Annotated in this window: 13 protein-coding genes; 8 read left to right on the forward strand and 5 right to left on the reverse strand. The window is 47.5% G+C overall.

Translation table 11 applies throughout. The annotated features are described in order from the left end of the window. Positions 1-14: 14 nt before the first annotated feature. Together HP398_RS19575 and HP398_RS19580 are read right to left on the reverse strand one after the other, a co-directional pair. Positions 15-3,404, reverse strand: coding sequence for a tubulin-like doman-containing protein (locus tag HP398_RS19575; RefSeq protein ID WP_173623426.1), 3,390 nt, complete (start codon positions 3,402-3,404; stop codon positions 15-17). Between the two features lie 13 nt (positions 3,405-3,417). Beyond that, entirely contained in the window at positions 3,418-5,211 is a 1,794-nt protein-coding gene (locus tag HP398_RS19580) for a vWA domain-containing protein (RefSeq protein WP_017246641.1), read from the reverse strand. A gap of 197 nt (positions 5,212-5,408) precedes the next feature. On the opposite strand from HP398_RS19580, the gene HP398_RS19585 reads away from it, so the two are divergent. The 7 genes from HP398_RS19585 (at position 5,409) to HP398_RS19615 (ending at position 15,356) form a co-directional block, all read left to right on the forward strand. Next, a complete protein-coding gene (locus HP398_RS19585; RefSeq protein ID WP_007724683.1) occupies positions 5,409-5,558 on the forward strand; it encodes a hypothetical protein in 150 nt (49 codons plus the stop codon). After that, positions 5,555-6,490, forward strand: a complete 936-nt coding sequence (locus HP398_RS19590) for a hypothetical protein (protein WP_017246642.1) — start codon at positions 5,555-5,557, stop codon at positions 6,488-6,490. The genes HP398_RS19585 and HP398_RS19590 overlap by 4 nt, the downstream gene beginning before the upstream one ends. Before the next feature lie 14 nt (positions 6,491-6,504). Next, positions 6,505-8,268: an SH3 domain-containing protein gene (locus HP398_RS19595; RefSeq protein WP_017246643.1), complete on the forward strand. Its 1,764-nt coding sequence runs from the start codon at positions 6,505-6,507 to the stop codon at positions 8,266-8,268. Between the two features lie 152 nt (positions 8,269-8,420). Further along, on the forward strand, positions 8,421-9,053 hold the full coding sequence (locus HP398_RS19600; RefSeq protein ID WP_017246644.1) for a LysE family translocator: 633 nt from the start codon (positions 8,421-8,423) through the stop codon (positions 9,051-9,053). A 10-nt stretch (positions 9,054-9,063) separates the two neighbouring features. Next, on the forward strand, positions 9,064-9,696 hold the full coding sequence (locus tag HP398_RS19605; protein WP_173623427.1) for a YHYH domain-containing protein: 633 nt from the start codon (positions 9,064-9,066) through the stop codon (positions 9,694-9,696). Between the two features lie 217 nt (positions 9,697-9,913). Then, positions 9,914-10,531: a class D sortase gene (locus HP398_RS19610; RefSeq protein ID WP_017246646.1), complete on the forward strand. Its 618-nt coding sequence runs from the start codon at positions 9,914-9,916 to the stop codon at positions 10,529-10,531. A 55-nt stretch (positions 10,532-10,586) separates the two neighbouring features. Beyond that, entirely contained in the window at positions 10,587-15,356 is a 4,770-nt protein-coding gene (locus HP398_RS19615; RefSeq protein ID WP_173623428.1) for a collagen binding domain-containing protein, read from the forward strand. 54 nt (positions 15,357-15,410) lie between these two features. Here the strand turns inward: HP398_RS19615 and HP398_RS19620 are convergent, their stop codons facing one another. Further along, positions 15,411-16,361 (reverse strand): lipase/acyltransferase domain-containing protein, encoded by a 951-nt coding sequence (locus tag HP398_RS19620; RefSeq protein ID WP_173623429.1) that lies wholly within the window; start codon positions 16,359-16,361, stop codon positions 15,411-15,413. Positions 16,362-16,579: 218 nt separating this feature from the next. Between HP398_RS19620 and HP398_RS19625 the strand changes: the two genes are divergently transcribed. After that, a complete protein-coding gene (locus tag HP398_RS19625) occupies positions 16,580-18,202 on the forward strand; it encodes a family 10 glycosylhydrolase (RefSeq protein WP_173623430.1) in 1,623 nt (540 codons plus the stop codon). A gap of 71 nt (positions 18,203-18,273) precedes the next feature. On the opposite strand, the gene HP398_RS19630 is transcribed toward HP398_RS19625, so the two are convergent. Together HP398_RS19630 and HP398_RS19635 are read right to left on the reverse strand one after the other, a co-directional pair. Next, a complete protein-coding gene (locus tag HP398_RS19630; protein ID WP_173623519.1) occupies positions 18,274-19,209 on the reverse strand; it encodes an iron-hydroxamate ABC transporter substrate-binding protein in 936 nt (311 codons plus the stop codon). Between the two features lie 204 nt (positions 19,210-19,413). Beyond that, complete coding sequence (locus HP398_RS19635) at positions 19,414-19,818, reverse strand: hypothetical protein (protein ID WP_017246651.1); 405 nt, start codon at positions 19,816-19,818, stop codon at positions 19,414-19,416. Between the last annotated feature and the right edge of the window lie 222 nt (positions 19,819-20,040).

Here is a 20,040-nt window from a genome sequence, read left to right on the forward strand (position 1 = left end):
ACAATCTTGACTGTTTATTGCAGCGTCTTGCGCATATCGTTTACTTTTGACCAAACCTTTTTGTAGAACTGGAACAGCTCTTCACCGTTTACGTATTCATCGCGGTCGTATTCCAGATCGTTTTTCGTTTCTTGGAAGGTCGCCGCAATTTCATCGAGTTTTACCAGCAGTTGCTGCGTATCCTCTGCGGAGGTCATCGCGTCACTGCGTTTTGCAGCCTTGCGCTGGATGGTTGCCATGTTCTTGTGATCCAATGCGCGGAACTTTTCATAGATAGCGAATTCGACGTGCTTGTTGACCTTCATCAGGTTGATGAATGGCTCCCACGCATCTTCTTCCTCATCCTTGTCGTAGACGTAGAGTGCACCGCGCTTGCAGATGGTGCTTGTGTAAAGTGCTTCGATGAATCGGGTCACCAGCTCTTCTTCGTCCTTGATGGCACCTACGATCTGCTCCAGCTCCTGGATTTTGGCTTCGATTTCTTCGTATTTGCGCACTTCCTGTTCGATCAGGCGAATCTGCTCTGGATAGCGAATCAGGTTTTCTTTCGCCATCTCTTCATTGATACTGCCGAACACATCACGCGTAAATTCTTGCTCCAGACCATCTCTCAGGAAACCTTTGAGCTCAACCAATGCACGCTTGATCTCGCCAGGGCTCAGCTTGGTCGCGTCTCCTTGCGCTTGGTGCTTAGCCAAGAAAGTGGCCAGCGAGAACGGCTTCGTCACGATGGATTCATAGCGGTTGCTGGTCTTGCTGTCGCTGCCTTTTTCGCGGATAGCTCCATAGCGCACCGCACGGTCAAACAGTTCGCGTACGTTGGCGTTGTACGCTTTGATTCGCCCATTTTGGTACGTATCTCCCCACGATTTTTCCGGAATAGGGGATGGGAGGTACGCCCAGTTGTTCTTTTCGGTTTGAACGAGGTGGCGTCCGATACCCTCTCTATCCAGAATGGTACGTTCGTAGCTTTCCTCGTAGACCTTCAGCGGTGTGTAAGCAAACAGTGGAACACCGTTTTTCGTATTCAGCCAGAAGATGCGGTTTTTGACTTCGCTTTCTTTGACGGTAAAGCGCGATCCGCTAATCGCTGTGTTTTGATAGTTTTTAATCCCCTTCAAGATCGATGGTGCTTTCAGCGGCACGGATACAAAGCCCCAGGAAGGGAAGTGCATATTGCCGAGATTGTTGCTCAGATGGAAGACCGGGATCGCCTCTTCATCCAGCTTGCTCGCAATCTTGCGCTCTACGATGCGATCGAGTGTCTCGTCCTGACCGTATTTGATCACGAGGAATTCTTCCATCGACTTGGTGATCAGCTCACCGAATTTCTCCGAGAGGAATTCGGAAATCGAGCTGACGATATCCAGCTCCTGCTCTTTGACCCACTGATCGGAGTGTCGCAGCAGCTCGCTGGTGAAATCGCGGATCAGGTCATCCGCATCTTTTTGTTCCAGGATGTTGCTGACTACCTTGGAGATATCCGGCACACTGACGATGTTCCAGTAGTATGTCTTGTTGCCCGTGCGGTCGCTCTCTTCGCCGCCTTTGATCAGGATGTCGCCGTTTTGCTCGAAAATTTGATTGAGTGCGTTCAAAATCTCAGTAAATACGTTATAAATGCGGTTGTTTTCTGCATTCAACAAACGGTGCAGCTCTTCGTAGAATTCGATCATTTGCTCCAGCTTTTCTTGATCAGCCAGGAGCTGGTATTCGTTGATCTTCGCTTCGATGTAGCTGTTTTTCTTCTTCTCCTTGGAGATGAAGGCACTGCGGGCATCGCCCAGCTTTTCATTCGCATTTTCGCGCGCACCCTCAATCTCACGCGGGAAGCTCTCCAGATTCGCCTTGAGGCTCTCAATGTAGGAGAGGATCATTTTCATCAGGCAATAGCCTTTGTCCGAATGAATCAGACGGGACGCATAGAATGGTCCTTGCTGCGGGTGCAGGAACACGCGCGTAATCATTTCGCCGAAAACAGAGATCATGTCGCCTGGCGTCTGCTTCTTGCATTTGATGTACGCTTCGCGCGCTTTGGCGAGATAACCCTGCTCCAGCTCGTGGTCGATGCTCACGACTTGCTGAGTGATCACGTTGCTGTAGTTCAGACGCTCGCTGTTTTCATAGCCTGGCAACGGTTCAGGAACACGCTCCTCGAACTTGCGGGAAATCGAGTCGATGTCGATTCCGAGTTTGCGGGCGAATTTCTCCGCATCTTCCTGTGTTGGTGCTACTGTGAACATTTTTTCCATCTTATTAAACAAGCGATATGCCAAGTATGTTGTCATCTCTTCGATCGGCAAGACAGCAGAGGAAGCACCGATGACGTTGTATTGGTAGTTCGCTGCGTACGCTTTTGGCATCTGGTTGATGTTCGTACGGATGTTGCTGATATAGTCGTGGATCGCAAACTCTTCACCCGAGCGCTTTTCTTCGCTCGCCATGAAGTTCGTAATGTTCTCCGCGGTTACGTTCATGCAGTAATCGTAGGCGTTTTCCAATGCTTTGCCTTCGAGATTGGTCGCAGAAATCAAATGACACAGGTTGAATGGTGGCATTGGCGATTGGACAGTGAGTACAGTGCCGTATTGCTGGCGGAAACGCTCATTTCGCTCATCCGCATTCATCCAGTAGTCCAGCTCTTTTAATGCCGCATAACCGTTTTTCATGATGTAGTCGCGTGTGTGCGAGCTGAGACTCTTGTTCGACAGGTTGACGTCAGGCGTGAACAGGTAGCCCAGCGTATTCACCTTGTCTACCCCCGCACTGCCGAAGTCGCGCTCCAAAATGCCTCGTACGATATAGGCGATGTCGAGGAAGCAACCGCTCCCCGTTCCCCCGGACAATCCACTCAAGAGGAATACTGTCAGCTTTTTGTTCGTGCCCTCGCACAGCATTTTGACCTTTTTCTCAATGGTTTGTACGACTTGCGTAATTTTCGTAAAGAGAAGAAGTCGACCTGCCTGACGAACACCCGATGCTCCGCTGATTCCATCCGTAATCGTCAGCTCTGGTGAGAGCCAGTCAGTGATGTACGGCTCCAGAATGCTGCGATTCTGCAACACACCGCCGATCTCAGGATTGGACAGGAGTACGAACTCCGTCACTGGATCGAGTCCGATGCCCTTGTACTTTTTGTTACGATCATGCTCATTCGTTTCAAACGCGATGAATTCAATATTGTCCGGCTTTTCCTTGCGCTTCTTAGAAAGCTGGTCTACCGGCAGCTTGAAGCGTCTGTTCACTTGGTATTTCAGGCGCAATAGCGCATCAATTCCTGTACCGCCAAGACCGATGACGAGCATCGGGTTATCGATTGTATCTACGCGAATCTTGTCACTGACGATTCCTCCGCCGAGGGATACGTCCAATTGTTGAATGTGTTCTCTCACAACTGCTTTCATAATCGACTCACTCCTAGACGATGTAATCTACATATAAGGACTTGTTCACATTCGTTAACGAAATTTTGATGCGATCGTTTTTCTTCAACTCTTTGCCTTTGCTTGCATCGAGCACACGTCCGGCCTTTTCGATTCGGCAGCTTGAACGGTTTTCGATGATCAGCGTATCGTTTTTCCCTGGTAAAAAGATGACTTTCTCTGTCTCCGCAAACTCAGGGGCGAGCTGCAAGAGTTGGTGCAGCTTCACTTTTCCTTTGAACGCGTTCAGTTTCTTGTACTGCGGATTGGACTTTTCCCCTGTATCCTCATCCACGATCTCGATGGCGATTTGGCCCGCGAAGCCCTTGTTCGCCTTGCGATAGATCGACAGTGCGTACAAGCCTGCACCGATCAACAGGATGAGAACCACGGTACCTCCTACTACGGTCATCCATGGAAATGGTTTCGATTCTGCCGCAGGATCAGTAGTTGTGTTCGGCTTGCTCGCTCCAGAGCCTGCCGTTTTGGAAGCATCTACAAGGAGTGGTTTTGTCTCCCGGTAAAAGCTGGTGTCTTCTGCCTTGATTTTGATCTCATACGCATGGTCAGCCGGGATTGTGAAGCTGCCTTCGAACCCGCTGCCCGTATTGTTCAGGATGACCTCATTCGTCTTATTATCCGTCTTGTCATTGACGATCAGTGTCGCCTTCATCTGCTTGTACAGATCAGGACTCGCTACCTTCTGTCCGTTTGAAACAAGTGCAGCCTTGATCGGTACGACATCGCCAGCCTTGAAGCTCTTGGCTGTGACTGGCTCCATCTCCAATTGCAGATCGTAGTTGAAGATGAGGTTAATATCAATTTTTTCCTTCGGGGCACCCTTTACCTGTAGCTTCCAATCGCCCTGCTGTGGCTTGACCAGCTTGACCATCGTGTACGCATTGGATTTCGACAGTCTGACCTGGTTGGAAGGGATTTGTACTTCCTTGCCTGCTGGGTCATACAGCTTCACTTCCACTGCTTTTTGCGACATGATCGAGATGTTGGCTTCCATGACGCTGCCATTCGGGATTGGGATCGGAATCTCCTGAGCCTGACCGTTTGCAACGAAGCTTTTCACCGGGACAACCTTCAGCTTCAAGTGATTTGCAAAGATTTCGCTCAAGATTTGCGGGAGCTTGTCCGCTGTGCTTGTTTCGAAAAATTTACCATTTGTATCCGCAGCAATCTGTTGCAGGGTCGTGCGGTTAAGCTGACCGTCTGCGTTCAAGCCAATCGTGTAAATCGGATAGCCTTTGTCTTTGGCCTCTTTCACTGCTTGCTGTAGCTCTTGATCAGATTGTGCTTGGGTACGGCTTGATGCTTTGTTCAAATAGTTGTTTCCGTCTGCCAACAACACGATGATCGGCGCATTGTTTGGATTGCGTCCCGCATCCAGGATTTTTACCGCTTCCGTAACCCCTACAGCAATATCGGTGTAGGCTCCTTTTTGCAGGCTGTCGATGAAGGCTTTGATATCGTTCTTGTCTTCTTCGGAATTAATCTCAAGCAGTGCCTTTTCCCGCTCGATCTTGTCGGTATAGGCGACGACACCAATCTTGTTCGCTTGGATCGACGTCATGTCGACGAACATTTTCATCGCTTCGTTGCTGACTTTGTTCTTATCGCTTTGGGTCATGGAGTTGCTGACGTCTACGACCAGGACAGCGTCCATATTGTTTCCGCTCGTTTGCGCAAAGCCTGGGTGAGTGACGGAGAGGACACTGACCAAAAGCAGGGCAAGACATGCTACGTATCGACATAACATTCGGAATCGTATTATTTTCATGAGAGCTCCTTTTCTTGTTCGTTACAAAGAATTTGTGAAGTGTTGCAAAGGAAGTAAGACTATGACACTATTACCACTAGATTCAAGAAGTAGAAGACAGATGATAAAAAAGTACTAGAATGATTGCCCCTTACTCGTAATACGATACGACATGATTCTTTGTTACAGATTTCGACAACTTCGTTAGGAGAAATTTTATGTTAACTTACTTTCTGTTGTTTGCGGCTTTTTTGCTGCTAGCGGTCCGATTCCTCAAGCTGCTGCGACTAAAACGGCGCAATCTCTCCAACGCCGAAATCGATCAGCATCTTCATGCCTTACTGAATGAGAAGAGGGATTCACCATGAGAAAACGAATCGGCGTCCAATTCCGCAAAACCCGTAAAACCACTCATACGTATGAAAGAATTCAAGCGTGCACGCGATGCCATACGTACCATGTCCTGTGGGAGACACATTGTGAGACCTGTGGGAGAGCCTACACACCGATCCGCCAGGTTTCCCACGCTGTGACGCGCCGTTATGTGCAGACGCGCTTTTTGCTCTTGGGCTTGTTCGTCTGTCTTGCTCTCCTTTCTGCGGATACCCTTTTGCAATTAGCTCTCGCAGGAGGTATTGGCTGTGTGTTGTTCGTGCTGTTTTTCGTGATGCAGAAAAAATACGGCACCTATGAAAGAGACATACAATTTCAACACTTTTTGACAAAGGAACTGGATACGCTCAAGAAGTCACTCCTCCGTCATTTGGAGGAAGTGGGAAACGACGTCAAAGAAGGACATCTCAAGGAAGCTTATGAAAAAACGAGAGAGATCGGGCATTTCGTCGATTCCGATACGATCAAGATACGCAAGATCATGTTCCTCAATCATTACGTCCTGCGAAAAGACATGGAACTGGAGCTCGAAACGCTCATCCCGTCTATGTACGACAAGGACTTCATGGAATATGTGCGCGAAGTCATCAAGGTCCAGCCTTCGCTCGTCAAAAAATCTGTTCTCAATTATGTCAGACGTTATAAAAATCAAATATTGTTACTAGAAAATGGGGATCAGCTCATCGGTCAAGTGGCAGGTGCAGCGCTCCGCATGAAGTCTTATGTGGATGAATATCAGGATCTGATTATCGAATTTATCGATTTTTTGCCTCGCGAGCGCCTTCTGCGATTGGCAAAAATGGTACAAACCCATAAGGATGAAGGTTGGGAACAACTATATCATTCTACCAAAAACAGGGTGGATACGCATTACGCGTTTGACCCGGATTTCAAAGGCTTACTGTGAAGGAGGAGCCTTTCATGCTGCCTATCTCTCCCTATCATAGGTCCCTCTGGGTCCGTAATATTTTTCTTGGTCTCTTTGCCTTGGGTTTGATCGCCGTTCTGTTCAAGCTCGGATTTGGGTACAAGCAGATTACGTTATATAAACAGGCAAAGGCGTTTTATGAACAAAAGAACCTGCTGCAAGCCGAGGAAACCTTTTCTCGCGCGCATGATATGGCTGTCCTGTCCTACGGGGATGACGAATGGAATTCCATCATGTTCCTACTGACTTCTATCCGTGCTGAACTAGAAGGGCTTCACCTGCATTCACGTTCTGCCATCTCGGAAAAGAAGGTCGCAGAAATCGGTGTAGTCTATGAACAATACCAAGCAGTCAAACAGAAATACCAAAATCAAAAGGACGTACCGGGGATGTTTTTCCAGCAATTGTCCGCTCACTTGGGTATGGATAAGAGCTTTTCCGATTATTACTTGAATGCCTTGCAAACAGCGAAGGCTCAGGCACAATCGAATCTCGAAAAGGAAAACTATCAAGACGAATCTTTCATCGAAACACTCCTAGTCATTCCGGATGAATACTACGGCGGCAAAAAGAAGAAGCAGGCTGAGCTCACGGCCTTGTTCCAGGACTATGAAAAGACCAAGCTGCGGGCGCTGATCGCTTCGGCTCCTTTTGAAGAAGTCATCACCAAAACGGCTACAAGCATACGCCATTACGAAAAACTGGGTATCGAGACAGATTGGTTAGTGGGTCAGTTGGAAAAGTATGCACTAGCTGAAATCAAGGAAGTTATCCGTTCGAAGGATTTGAGTGCCTTCGTGGACATGGCAGCCGCCTATCGCAAAATCGAGGATGTGCTCTCTACTAATTCGCCTGTACTCGATTCGATCACCCGCTATCTGGAGGGCAAGCTCAAACAGGCAGAACAATATATCAAATCGTTCGAGTTCACCAAAGCGCGTGAGTTGTACGAACAGTTAAATCCGCTCCAGGATACAGCTACACTCCTGTCCGATCTGGAAAAACTCTGGTTGGAATACGATCCCGCACGCTTATTGCAATTGAGATATCCAGACAGAACGTTCACCGACATGCTCTCCGGCACAGATCGCTGGGGAGCAAAGCTTTACGCATTTGGACTCTCCGAGGCAGATCAACGTCTTTATTTCGCAGCGAAAATGCCAAATGACTCGCTCCTCTATCTGGATCAGTCGCTCGATGTGGACATGAAATCGGCAAAGGCTAAGATCGACGATACGCTCGGTAGTAAAGAAAAGCCTGTGATAATCGTGAGTGCATCCGGCAAGGAGCGTGCTAACGCCTACGCGGCACTGTCTCCGAATTTGATAAAAGAGTCACTCGATAAGCGCTTTTCGGTGGAGGCGGATGAACTCAGCGTAGAAGACTCCGAGCATGTGATCATGAAAAATGCGGTAGGCAAAGGGGAAAGGGAAATCGCTCTGTTCAAGCTCGAGGAAAAAGGCTTGGATTACATAGAAAAGCTGGCTGACTTAGAAGAGAATCCCGAAGAAACGACCGAGGGTAACGAGTCAGGAGAAGCGACCTCCCCCGCTGACGGCTCAACAGAAGGGACGGATCAAACTCCCCCTGCGACTCAAAAAATCGATGTTTTTGTGGGGCCAGGTGATGAATATGAGAGGATCGGTCAGGTAGTAGCAGATGGTTCCCTCCAAGTCATCGCCGATCTGAATGGCTGGTACCAGATTGTATTTAATGGAAAAGAAGGCTGGATACGCGCTACTGAATCGACGCCGTAATCCGTTTACTTGAATAATGAGCTCCCCGCGCGATCATGATACACTTTCTTTGATCTGCGTCAGGAGCTTTTCCTCATTTTTCGCATTGCTTTAAGTGTCAGATTATTCTATAATCTATTTTTATTTTATAGATAGACAAGGAGTGGGAAGCGATGTTTGGAATCGTTCATTATGAAGCATTTCTGATGACTGCAATCATGTTGAACCTGATACCCGGCTCAGACACGATGTACATCATCACCCGCAGCATTTCGCAAGGAAAACAGGCAGGAATTCTTTCGGTTCTCGGCATTTTGACAGGCTCACTCATTCACACACTCTTGGCTGCTTTCGGCTTGTCGCTCCTTTTGGCGCAATCCATCGTGCTTTTTAACATCGTCAAAATATTGGGGGTCGCCTATCTCGTCTATTTGGGCATTCGCATGCTCATGACGAAGGAATCACCAGCTTTTGATACGGCCGATTCCAAGAAGCTGAAGGGTGAAAAGGTCTATCTGCAAGCGATCCTGACAAGTGTTACGAATCCAAAGGTCGCCCTGTTTTTCATCGCCTTCCTCCCGCAATTTGTTAGCGCGACGGAAGCAGGACCACTCCCTTTCCTTATTCTTGGCCTGACTTTTACCGTTACGGGTGGCATCTGGTGCAGTCTCCTCGCCTTGTTTGCTTCCTTCGCTACGCAAAAATTGCGCAATAATCAGAAGTTCTCTGTCATACTCAACAAGCTGACGGGGATTGTTTTTATCGGGATGGGGTTGAATCTGTTGCGGGCGAAAGCCAATCCTTAGGAGGTTATCTATGAAAAAGATTATTTCTGTACTCGCACTCATTCTTTGCTTTGCTTTTTTACCTGTTCAAATGATTGAAGCGCATCCAGGCAGAACAGATGCAAATGGTGGACACACCTGTAGAACAAACTGCGAAAAATGGGGATTACAGTATGGAGAATATCACTATCACAACGGCGGCGGTGGTTCTTCTAACAGCCAAGTGAAAAAATCGGCTCCTCCAAAACCATCGCCCCCCCGTACACAACCTAAAATACTACCTTCGAAAACAATTGTAGCCGTAGACAATGCTAACGTTTATTCTGCTCCATCCCTTGACTCTGTCGTTACTGCAACCCTATGGTATGGTTTTGAAATCAAAGCATCAGGTACACATCCGGAATTTATCTCCATGGATCAAGGATACGTTTCCAAAACAGTGGTCACCTCGTATACACCGATCACTCCGAAGACTGTCAAAATTCAAGGAGAGAAAGGCTACTTCTTCTCGACCCCTTCGACAGAAAGTCCAGGCAGGGGCTACGCTGTCAGTGATGCACTTGTTCAAGTAGTCGGTGAACGTGGCGATTGGTATTACGGCTCCACTATCGATACAAATGGGAAAGTCTTAGTTGGATTTGTTGCAAAAAGCGTCGCCTATTAACCATAGAATGAGACCGAAAAAACCAGCCAGGAGAGTCTTTCTCCTCTGGCTTTTTTCATGTTCAGAAATTGTTTAGGTCGAAAGATTATGATAGCTCTAGGCATTTTTTCACAATTGAAACGAATGTCCTTGCCGAAAAAAGTTTAGTGTAACTAAAAATTAGGACAAGGGGGGAAAGATGAATTGAGTTAACGGTGCGAAAAGGGAGTTGAAGAATGTGCGAGTGCTGTTAAGTGCTGGGTTTATCCTGGCAGGCTTATTCCTCCTTTTCTATCCTCAATGGGAAACGGCGGTATCTGCACAAAAGCAAGAACAGCTCATCGAAGCGTTCGAACAACTGAGCAACGTCAGCGAGCAAATAGAAACGGCTGCATCAGAGGACCCACCATCTCCTCAGATACAAGAGCCGCTCGCTATGTTGGAAGGTGCCAGAGGCGTGATTCGGATTCCCAAAATTGATCTGGAAATGATGATTTTTGAAGGCGCGGACAAGCAGGCCTTGAGTAAAGGTGTTGGCCTGATCGAGCCAGACAAGGAATTCGGTGTGAACAATGTTGGACTGGCAGGCCATCGCGGGATTACTCATGGCAAGCAATTCAATCGCTTGGACGAACTAGCACCTAACGATGAGATTGAGATCAAGACGAAAACGGCAACCTACCAATTCGTTGTCGTGAAAGCCTTTGTCGTAGATCGTACACAAGTAGAAGTTCTAGAGGATCAAAAGAAGCCATTGATCACCTTGGTCACATGCACCCCTGTTGGAGCAAAAGATCCGAAGGACAGACTGATCGTTCAAGCTGAATGGAAACAAACGCCTTCATCTCAGCCCTAACCCTTCCTACTGAAAGACGGAATGAGCTAGTTTTAATTGAGTACAGGAGGAGCATATGCAAAGGAAATCTTGGGTCGTTGTGGTGGCACTTTTGCTCATCATCCAAAACTTTTTCGGTTTCACGACAACCTCGTATGCCCAAACACAAGGTGAGGTTGTCATTAACAATAGCGGGGAACCGGGTACAGGCGATCCTACTGATCCGGGTACAGGAACTCCTACCGATCCAGGTACGGGAACTCCTACTGATCCAGGTACGGGAACTCCTACCGATCCGGGTACAGGAACTCCTACCGATCCGGGTACAGGAACTCCTACCGATCCAGGTACGGGAACTCCTACCGATCCAGGTACGGGAACTCCTACCGATCCAGGTACGGGAACTCCTACCGATCCAGGTACGGGAACTCCTACCGATCCAGGCACGGGAACTCCTACCGATCCAGGTACGGGAACTCCTACCGATCCAGGTACAGGAACTCCTACCGATCCGGGCACGGGGACTCCAACTAATCCAGGCACAGGGACTCCTGTACCAGTACCTGAACCAGTTCCCGTCCCTCTCCCAGAACCCGCCCCCGACGCCAACATCATCAAAGACAACATCATCACCAGCGTAGTCATGAAGGACAAGGACGGAAACAACATAGAAGACATCCGCCCGGATCAGGGCTCGCGTGTTCAAGTTGATTTCACTTGGCAAATCCCTGCTGGACATCCTTACTCAGAAGGTGCCACCTTTACCTTCCCTCTCCCAGATAAGTTTCGGACCGATCGCAATTTGACCGGAGATCTGAACGGAGGCTACGGCACCTATGAAGTGACAACAGACGGCACCGTCACCTTCACTTTCAGTGATGCCATCAATGACGGCGCAGAGATCAATGACGGAACCTTCTATGTGTGGCGGGAATTCGATGAGAAAAAGTTTGAAGGTGGCACGAGACAGGAGATCGATTTCAAATTCGATGGCATCGCTCCGATCTCTGTCCATTTCAAAGGCAAAAACAACAATGAAATCGACAAGAACGGGAAAGCAAACAAGGGCATGAATCCTAGCTATCTCGACTGGACCGTCGATTTTAACCAAAGTGAAAATCCGATAAAAGGCGCTATCTTTACGGATGAGCTTCCAAGCGGTCTGGATATCGACATGAGCTCGATTAAGGTCTTCCCATTGGAAGTTCAGTTGAATGGCTCTGTTAATCCAAAGGCTGAGGTAACCACCTTCACTCCTGAGAAATTAACAGAAGGAAACGGGTTCAAAATTAACTTTGGCGACATCGACGGTGCTTATCGCGTCGCGTACAAGACCAACGTCACCGGTACGACAGATACAACCTACACGAATAAAGCCACTGTCACAGGAACGAACCTCCCAAAGGATTTAATCGATTCCGCGAATGTCTCTGTCCGATTCAGCCAGCCTTTGAACAAAAAGGCGATTCACTACGATTACAACAAACAAACGATCACCTGGGCTATTCAGTACAACTACAATGAAAAACTGATCACGCAAAGCGATGCATGGCTCGAGGATCGATTCGATACGAGTCATCAAGAGCTCGTGAGTGGTTCCTTTACCGTTCATAAAATGACCATCGGTGACAACGGAAACGGAACAAAAGACGGGGCTGCCATCACAGAGTACAACGTAACCCCATCGCCTACTGGCTTCCGCTTGCAGTTTGACCATGACGTGTCGGCTGCTTACGAAATCACCTACCAAACCAAAGCCAAAAATCGGGTCCACCAAGACAGCTACCTCGTGAAAAATGAAGTAGAGATCTATGATGGAACCAAAAAAGATGCATCCAGAGAGATCAATCAAGCAATCTTCTGGAAGAACGCCAAAAAAGAAAAAGTGAACTACCTGGATAAGACAATCGAATGGACGCTTAGTCTAAACGACGACAATCAGGTGATGGATGAAGTCGTCATTACCGACAATTATGCAGGTCAAGGGCTAACTCTTCTTCCTGACAAAGTAAAGATCAACGATTGGACAAAGGATTTGGAAGAAGGTCCTGACAAAGACTACAGCATCTCTCCGAACTCAACGTACGAAGAAGGATTCAAGATCACCTTCCACAAACCAGTCACAAAAGGTCTAGTCATTACGTACCTGACGAAGTTCGATCCTACTTCCAAGGACCGTCCATCCGTGTACAAAAACAAGGCTGAACTGAATTGGAAGGAAAACGGGAAAGCACAAGACCCTATCACGAAATCCGCTACTGTTAAACCAGACAACTACACCAACAATAACGGCAACAAAACGGGTACATACGACGCCCGCACAAAAGAAATCACGTGGACAATCGATGTGAACTACAACCTTCACAAGATTAACAACGCGATCATCCGCGATTTTTATACCGGAGAACAAACTTTTGTGAAGGACTCGTTAACCATCCATAAGTTGCTGCTCACAGGTGGAGCAGATGGTGTAAAAGTGGTCGAGGGTCCAGTTGTCGCCACCAAATTTGACGAACTGACCAACGGCTTCGAGCTTCATCTCGGTCCCATCGACTCGGCCTATCGCATCACGTACAAAACCAGTTTGGCTAATCTGCCTGTCGGAGAAGTGTACGAAAACAATGCCACTATGTACGATAGTGACACAACAGGCACTCCACTCTATAAAGGCAAGACGACCGTCAGACCGACATACGGTGGGCAATACGTCCTCAAAACAGGCGTACAAGGTACAGGAGCAGATTCAGAGTATGCAACATGGACAGTAAGAATCAATCCGAGCCAGTCTCATATTTCGGCAGGTGCTGTATTGACGGATACCCTGTCCAGCAATCAACTTCTGATGAAGGACTCCTTCAAACTCTTTACGACAACCGTCTCTGAATCCGGTGCTTTGACTATCGGAAAAGAAATGGCCTCCGAGGACTACAAATTAGAAGTAGTCGGCAATACCTTTAAACTGACTTTCAAAAACGATCTGCACACTGCCTACATCCTGGAGTACCGTTCCTTTATCAATGCTGACCATGGAGAGATCATCAAAAACGAGGCCTCTTTTGCAGGGAAAACAGTTGTAGGTAAAGGGAAAGACGGACAAGAAGGTGTCAAAGTCAGCTTGTCCGGTGCTGGTGGCGGAGCCAGCACACCTGGTAAAGGCGACTTGAAAATCGTCAAAACAGACGCAGATACGAAAAAAGCATTGGCAGGCGCCACGTTTGGTCTGTACGACAAGGCAGGGAAAACCTTGCTGGAAACAGTCGTGACCGATGAAAATGGCATGGCCACCTTCAAAGGCTACAAATTTAAAGCGTACAAGCTAAAAGAACTATCCGCTCCTGTTGGCTACGTCATCGCAGACGAGTACAGAAATGGAAAAGACATTACGTTAAAAGCTCCTGCAGGTGCTGACCCAGCTGTTCCAGTTATAATCGAAATAACCATCGACAACAAGCTGCTCCGTCAAGGATTTGAGTTAACCAAAGTTGACGCGGAGAATGCTGGCAAAACACTGGAAGGCGCTGTCTTCAATCTACAGGTTGAAAAGGGCGGAGCATACGAAACAATCGCTGAGCTGACAACCGGCTCTGACGGAAAAGTCTCCAAAGGCGATCTGGCAGAAGGAAACTATCAGTTAGTCGAAGCGAAAGCTCCGAAGGGATACAAGCTGGATGCGACTCCTATTTCATTCAAAATCGCCTCCAACCAGACAGAAATTGTGACCCTTACGAAAAAGAACACCAAAAATATCGGGTCCGTTCAATTGCTGAAAGTGGACCACTACACCAAAGAGCCACTTCCTGGCGTAACCTTTGAGCTTCAAGATGCTGACGGGAAAGTACTGCAAAGTGGACTCACAACGGATAAGGACGGTATCCTTCTCCTCGAGAACCTGAAAGCAGGATTCTACCAGCTCGTGGAAACAAAAGCGCTTGCTGGTTATGAGCTTGCTGAACCACTGAAATTCGAAGTAACAGATGAAGGCACGACAGCTCTCACGTTGACCAACAGATTGATCCCGGGATCTGTGAAACTGACCAAAATAAGAAAGGGATACCCAAACCATAAGCTCACAGGAGCTGAATTTACGCTCCGCGATGAAAATGGTCAGGTAACCAAAGACAAGAACGATCAAGAGCTGACAAAGCTGACAACTGATGCAAACGGTGAACTTTTAGTCGAAGGCCTAAATCCTGGCAAGTACGAGTTTATCGAGACGAAGGCTCCTACTGGTTATGTAATAAACAGCAAGCCAATTGCTTTCGAGATTAAACGGAACCAAGTAGTTGGCGAGCATGTGCTTGTTACTGCCGAAAATGACATAACCTCCGGTGGAGGTGGTGGCGGCGGTGGTGGCGGAAATCCTGAGCCAAAACCTGAGCCTAAACCTGAACCGAAGCCAGAACCGAAGCCAGAGCCAAAACCTGAGCCTAAGCCGGAAAAGCCCGAGAAACCGGATAAACCAGACAAACCAGACAAACCTAGCAAACCGGATCAACCTGGCAACCCAGACCAACCTGGCAACCCAGACCAACCTGGCAACCCGGATCAACCTGGCAATCCAGACCAACCTGACAAACCAGACCAACCTGGTACTCCTGATGCAAACAACAACACTACGAACCCCAACACTTCGGGAGAGTTGAATCAAACAGGAAATACAACCAAACCGAACGATTCGGGAGCTGCCAATAACTCCAACGTCTTGGAGACTAACAACGAATCTCCAGCTACAGGCAAAGTATTGCCTCAGACGGGAGAACAGGCTAACCCACTCCCTCTCGTTGCAGGTATCGTTTCGATCTTGATCGGTATTTCGATCATGTATCGCAGAAACAAGAAAGCGTAGATCATCTAAAGGACCAAGTCCAGGGATTTTCCCGGCTTGGTCCTCTTTTTTCCCCTACTCTAGCAATTGCCGGAGAAGCGGTTCACTTTTATACAAAATCTCCAGATGTGTCGCCTCTACGTAATATCGCTCACCTTCGAGTGCGAATACACTGTTTGCCATGACACTCCCATCCCCAGCGTCACTATTGATCGAGCCCACTACTCTTCCATCGACCCATTTATCGGGAGACAGCGAAGGGACTGTTCGCAGGTAATGAATCGTTTCGTGTCCAATGCCAGCTACCAGCGTGACGCGAATATTGCGGGCTGCGATAATCCCCATCGTTGTGTTCAAGTAGTCCATGTATTGATTTTTCACGACCATCTTTTCATAAGGGACGAAGGCTTCTACCCCCTGTTTTTTCTCCAGCAAATAATCGCCATATGCTGCTGACGGGGTAAGATCAAGGAGACTGGGAAAGTGTCTATGAATAGCTTGTATACGATGAAAAGGGATGCTTTGCTCCAAATAGGCTAGATAAACATTCATATATAGCTCCACGACATTTCTTTTGGCCGAAACGGAGCGCGGCAGCTTCCCTCCTGCCCAATAGCTGTAGGCGACAGGCGATCCTGCGTTGGGAGTCGCAAAAATGAGCAGCTGATCCACATCGTTTTGATAATATTCGCTTTGGACATAGGCTCTAGCAACAAGGCCCCCCATGCTATGGCAAATGAGATTGACATAAGGGGAACCTGTCGTTTGCTTCGCTCGCTCGATGACAGGCAGCAAAAAGCGCTCTGCTGAAATATCGATCTGCCTTCGCCAATCATAAAAAGCTACAAACAATTGTTCATTGAGGGAGTATCCCATTTTTCCAAGCAAACGGATAAATGGCTCGTAAGCCGTTCGGGCAAACCCGAAGCCCCAGTCACCAGTACCCGGAATAATTTGATCACTCATCGACCCAAAAAGCCCCGGAACAAAAACAATCGGTGCCTTTTGCGCAAGAAAAGAACTCATGCTTGCACTCCTTTCCCTCTCTTTTGTCCCATGACCAGAAGGAAAACAACATATGCTTCTGCCTATGCCAGAGCAGCTTGGGTGGTTCCCTTGTTTCGATCAGTGTCGTCGTTTTTTGCCGAAACTTCCCACTGGAGCGTAACAAAGCGATATAATAAAGCGTCAAACGTATTGGCTAATGTTTTAAGCAAATCTATCTTGTCGGAGGATTGGCAAAAATGAAGGTACGCAAGTGGTTTATGCTTTTGCTAATGTTCGTACTATGTATTCCAACGATGGGGATATCCGTGCAGGCCGCGCAGACATCCTCTGGCATCAGCATCTATTTAGACGGGCAACAAATCAAAAGTGACGTCGCTCCGTACATTATTCCAAAAGCAAACGTAACGATGGTCCCTATGCGAGTGATCGGTGAAAATCTGGGAGCCGAAGTAAATTGGGAGCCAAATTCTCAGACCGCAACGATCAGCAAGCAAGATACCTTGTTGTCCATGACGGTTAATCAGAAGAACGCTCTCGTGAACAACAACAGCGTCCCACTTGATTCTTCTGTTCAGAACAAGCAAGGAAGAATCATGGTTCCGCTGCGTTTTGTATCCGAGCAGTTGGGCCTAACGGTAAACTGGGAAGACAAAACCAAAACGATTCGCCTACAAAGCGGCAACGTCGCTACCATGACTCCGCCACCACAGGATGTTCTGAGTGAAACTGGCGGGATGGAACCAAGCACACCTGTCGTGACAAACGGAGATTTGCGCGGGGTATGGATATCGACAGTCTACAACTTGGACTGGCCATCTTCCGGTTCTAACGGAAACCCAGCGAAACAGCAACAAGAATACATACAGCTGCTCGATGAGCTGCAAGCCATGGGAATGAACGCTGTTTTCGTGCAAGTGCGTCCATCTGGAGACGCTCTGTACCCTTCTACACTCACTCCATGGTCGAGATTTTTGACGGGAACCCCAGGGAAAGATCCTGGCTACGACCCGCTTGCCTTTATGGTAGAAGAAACGCATAGACGCGGGCTGCAATTCCATGCTTGGTTCAACCCGTTCCGTGCCACTACGGATGCAAAAACAGACCAATTGCCAGCGAATCACGTGATCAAGCAGCACCCTGACTGGATTGTGAATGCCAACAAAAAGTTGTACATCAATCCGGGTATTCCGGCAGCACGTCAGCAAATTATCAATGAAGTAATGGAAGTCGTGCAGCGCTATGAAATCGATGGTGTCCATCTGGATGATTATTTCTATCCTTCCAATGTCGCCTTTGCAGACGATGCAGCATTCAAGGCTTACAACAGCAAGAAAATCGGATCCAAAGCAGACTGGCGCCGCGATAATATCAATCAATTTGTTCAACAATTGAATCAGTCCATCAAGAGCGTCAAGCCTCACGTTCAATTCGGGATCAGTCCATTCGGTGTATGGCGCAACAGCAATGTCGATCCGACCGGCTCCGATACAAAAGCTGGCGTGACTGCTTATGACCACATGTTTGCCGATGTGCGCACATGGATTCAACAAGGCTGGATCGATTATGTGACTCCGCAAATTTATTGGAGCCTTTCCTTCGCCCCTGCCCAATACGACAAGCTCGTTACTTGGTGGGCAAACGAAGTACAAGGGACGAACGTCAAGCTCTACATCGGTCATTCCCCTTACAAGCTGGGAACGGCTGAAGCTGGCTGGCAGAGCGCCCAGGAGATTATCAACCAATTGAATTACAACGCGATGGTTCCTCAGGTTCAGGGCAGCATTTTCTTTAGTGCCAAGGACTTGCGGAAAAATCCATTAGGGCTGCTCCCAGCTCTTAGCAGTTATTACAACCGCTAAATAAATAGCAAAAACCCCCGAATACTCGTAGCAAAGCATACTTGCTACCTATGTTTCGGGGGTTTTTTCTTCTACGTTAATTTTTCTACAATGAACGTGAGTTGCGCTTCCAATGAGATCGGGTCATTAAAATAGGAGCCTTTCTGATCAATCTGAAAAACCTGGTTATTTTTCACTGCTGACAGGCCCTTCCAAACGTTTGTACCGTATACACTCTCCGGATTGGTATCATCTCCGGACCATGCACTGGTAAAAATGTAGTCTCCCGCAAAGTCCGGCATTGTTTCAAGCGAGACCTCCGCCCAACCGGTATTGCTATCAATGGCTTCTTTTTGTACGGCATTCGGAGCCTTCAACTGGAATTCTCCGTAAAGGATGTCTCCGCCCCTTCCGAAGTTGTGCCCAAACGCATAGATCCCCTTGGCGTATGGCTGCAAAATCGAAACGGTTTTATCTCCTACCGCTGCTTGCACCTTTGGTTTTGCCTCAGCAATTTTCTTTTCCCATTCGGCAATCCACTCATTCGCCTTGTCTTCTCTCCCTGTCATTTTGCCAAACTCCCGCAGTTCTTCGCGGATTGGCTTCTTACCGTATGGAATTACTACCGTTGGAGCTATTTTGGTGAACTCCTCGATATTCTTATCCCCTTCAAACACGATAAGTAAATCAGGATTCATCGCCAGTACCTTTTCTAGCGATGTTCCGTTGCCCACGCTTTCGATACCATCCAGCTTCCCTTTAAAATACGGGTTTTCCATAGCATGGTCCGTGATACCGATAGGCTTGATCCCCAGTGTCAGAAAATGTCCAACATAGCTGTCCGCAAGAACCACAACCCGTTTTGGGTCCTTCGGAATTTTTACTGTGCCATTAAACGCTTGGTAGTTGATATATTCATTGTTACTCTCGTTAACTGAACTTTCCTGCGCAGGTTGAGCAGTTGAATTGGCTGGTGTCTGTCCGCAGGCTGATAACATGCTGATCATGACCATAATAAAGGCTACCATTATGATCTTATCTAAGCCTGATTTTCTCCTTCTCAAAAAGAACCTCTCCTTCAACGGAGCTTGAAATTGATAATCACTCTCGTTAATTTTAACATAAAGAGCTTGCTCTGCCCATCTTTTTCGTTCTCCGAGATACCATTTTCAATCCGTCACAAAAAAATGCCGCGAAGCATGTTCGCGACATTGGTAGCTTTATTTTTTGGCTTATTTCGTTACTTTGTGAAGACCGAACAGCATGAGGACATCATTATCGTTGGTCTCATACTCTTTCACTTCACCTTTAAAGGAAGTTTCTTTGACAATAATCTTGCTGCCTGTCGCATTTGGTTTCATTTCAATCATATGTGAAGAGAGATTAAGATCATCTGCCGTTATACCTAACTTCTCGGAGAGATCTTTAACCGTAGCCTTGTGCTCACCTAGTTGACTGTCTTTAATGGTTACTGCCTGGCCATCCTTAGAAAAAACGAATGCAATCGTCAGGTCTAGGTTACTTTTTTCCGCAACGTTTGCTTTTGCATCTGCTGTTGTGGTTGCATACGGTATAACAGTACCAATCACCCCAGTAAGTAATAAAGCTGATGCAGTTGTCATCCATTTCTTTTTCATTGGTCTCGCTCCTTTTCATTTCTTTTTTTGTGTGCAAGTAAATCTCTTACTTGCTACATATAGGGTAAGAGGAAATGTTAAAAAAAATTGTGGGGTAAAACTAAAGTTTTCCTTAATTCATCGTGCATCACTCGGATCCGTTGGGTCTACTCCAAGCTTTGACCAGTTATTCGATAACCCATAAGGAAAACCCCCGAATCAATAGCAGAGTTCGGGGGTTTC

Origin of the sequence: Brevibacillus sp. HB1.4B (assembly GCF_013284285.1) — a bacterium.
GTDB lineage: Bacteria > Bacillota > Bacilli > Brevibacillales > Brevibacillaceae > Brevibacillus > Brevibacillus porteri.

Excerpts from the sequence above, each read along its gene's own strand:
- HP398_RS19575 (WP_173623426.1), bottom strand. The coding sequence starts at position 3,404 with ATGAAAGCAGTTGTGAGAGAACACATTCAACAATTGGACGTATCCCTC.
- HP398_RS19580 (WP_017246641.1), bottom strand. The coding sequence starts at position 5,211 with ATGAAAATAATACGATTCCGAATGTTATGTCGATACGTAGCATGTCTT.
- HP398_RS19585 (WP_007724683.1), top strand. The coding sequence starts at position 5,409 with ATGTTAACTTACTTTCTGTTGTTTGCGGCTTTTTTGCTGCTAGCGGTC.
- HP398_RS19590 (WP_017246642.1), top strand. The coding sequence starts at position 5,555 with ATGAGAAAACGAATCGGCGTCCAATTCCGCAAAACCCGTAAAACCACT.
- HP398_RS19595 (WP_017246643.1), top strand. The coding sequence starts at position 6,505 with ATGCTGCCTATCTCTCCCTATCATAGGTCCCTCTGGGTCCGTAATATT.
- HP398_RS19600 (WP_017246644.1), top strand. The coding sequence starts at position 8,421 with ATGTTTGGAATCGTTCATTATGAAGCATTTCTGATGACTGCAATCATG.
- HP398_RS19605 (WP_173623427.1), top strand. The coding sequence starts at position 9,064 with ATGAAAAAGATTATTTCTGTACTCGCACTCATTCTTTGCTTTGCTTTT.
- HP398_RS19615 (WP_173623428.1), top strand. The coding sequence starts at position 10,587 with ATGCAAAGGAAATCTTGGGTCGTTGTGGTGGCACTTTTGCTCATCATC.
- HP398_RS19620 (WP_173623429.1), bottom strand. The coding sequence starts at position 16,361 with ATGAGTTCTTTTCTTGCGCAAAAGGCACCGATTGTTTTTGTTCCGGGG.
- HP398_RS19625 (WP_173623430.1), top strand. The coding sequence starts at position 16,580 with ATGAAGGTACGCAAGTGGTTTATGCTTTTGCTAATGTTCGTACTATGT.
- HP398_RS19630 (WP_173623519.1), bottom strand. The coding sequence starts at position 19,209 with ATGGTAGCCTTTATTATGGTCATGATCAGCATGTTATCAGCCTGCGGA.
- HP398_RS19635 (WP_017246651.1), bottom strand. The coding sequence starts at position 19,818 with ATGAAAAAGAAATGGATGACAACTGCATCAGCTTTATTACTTACTGGG.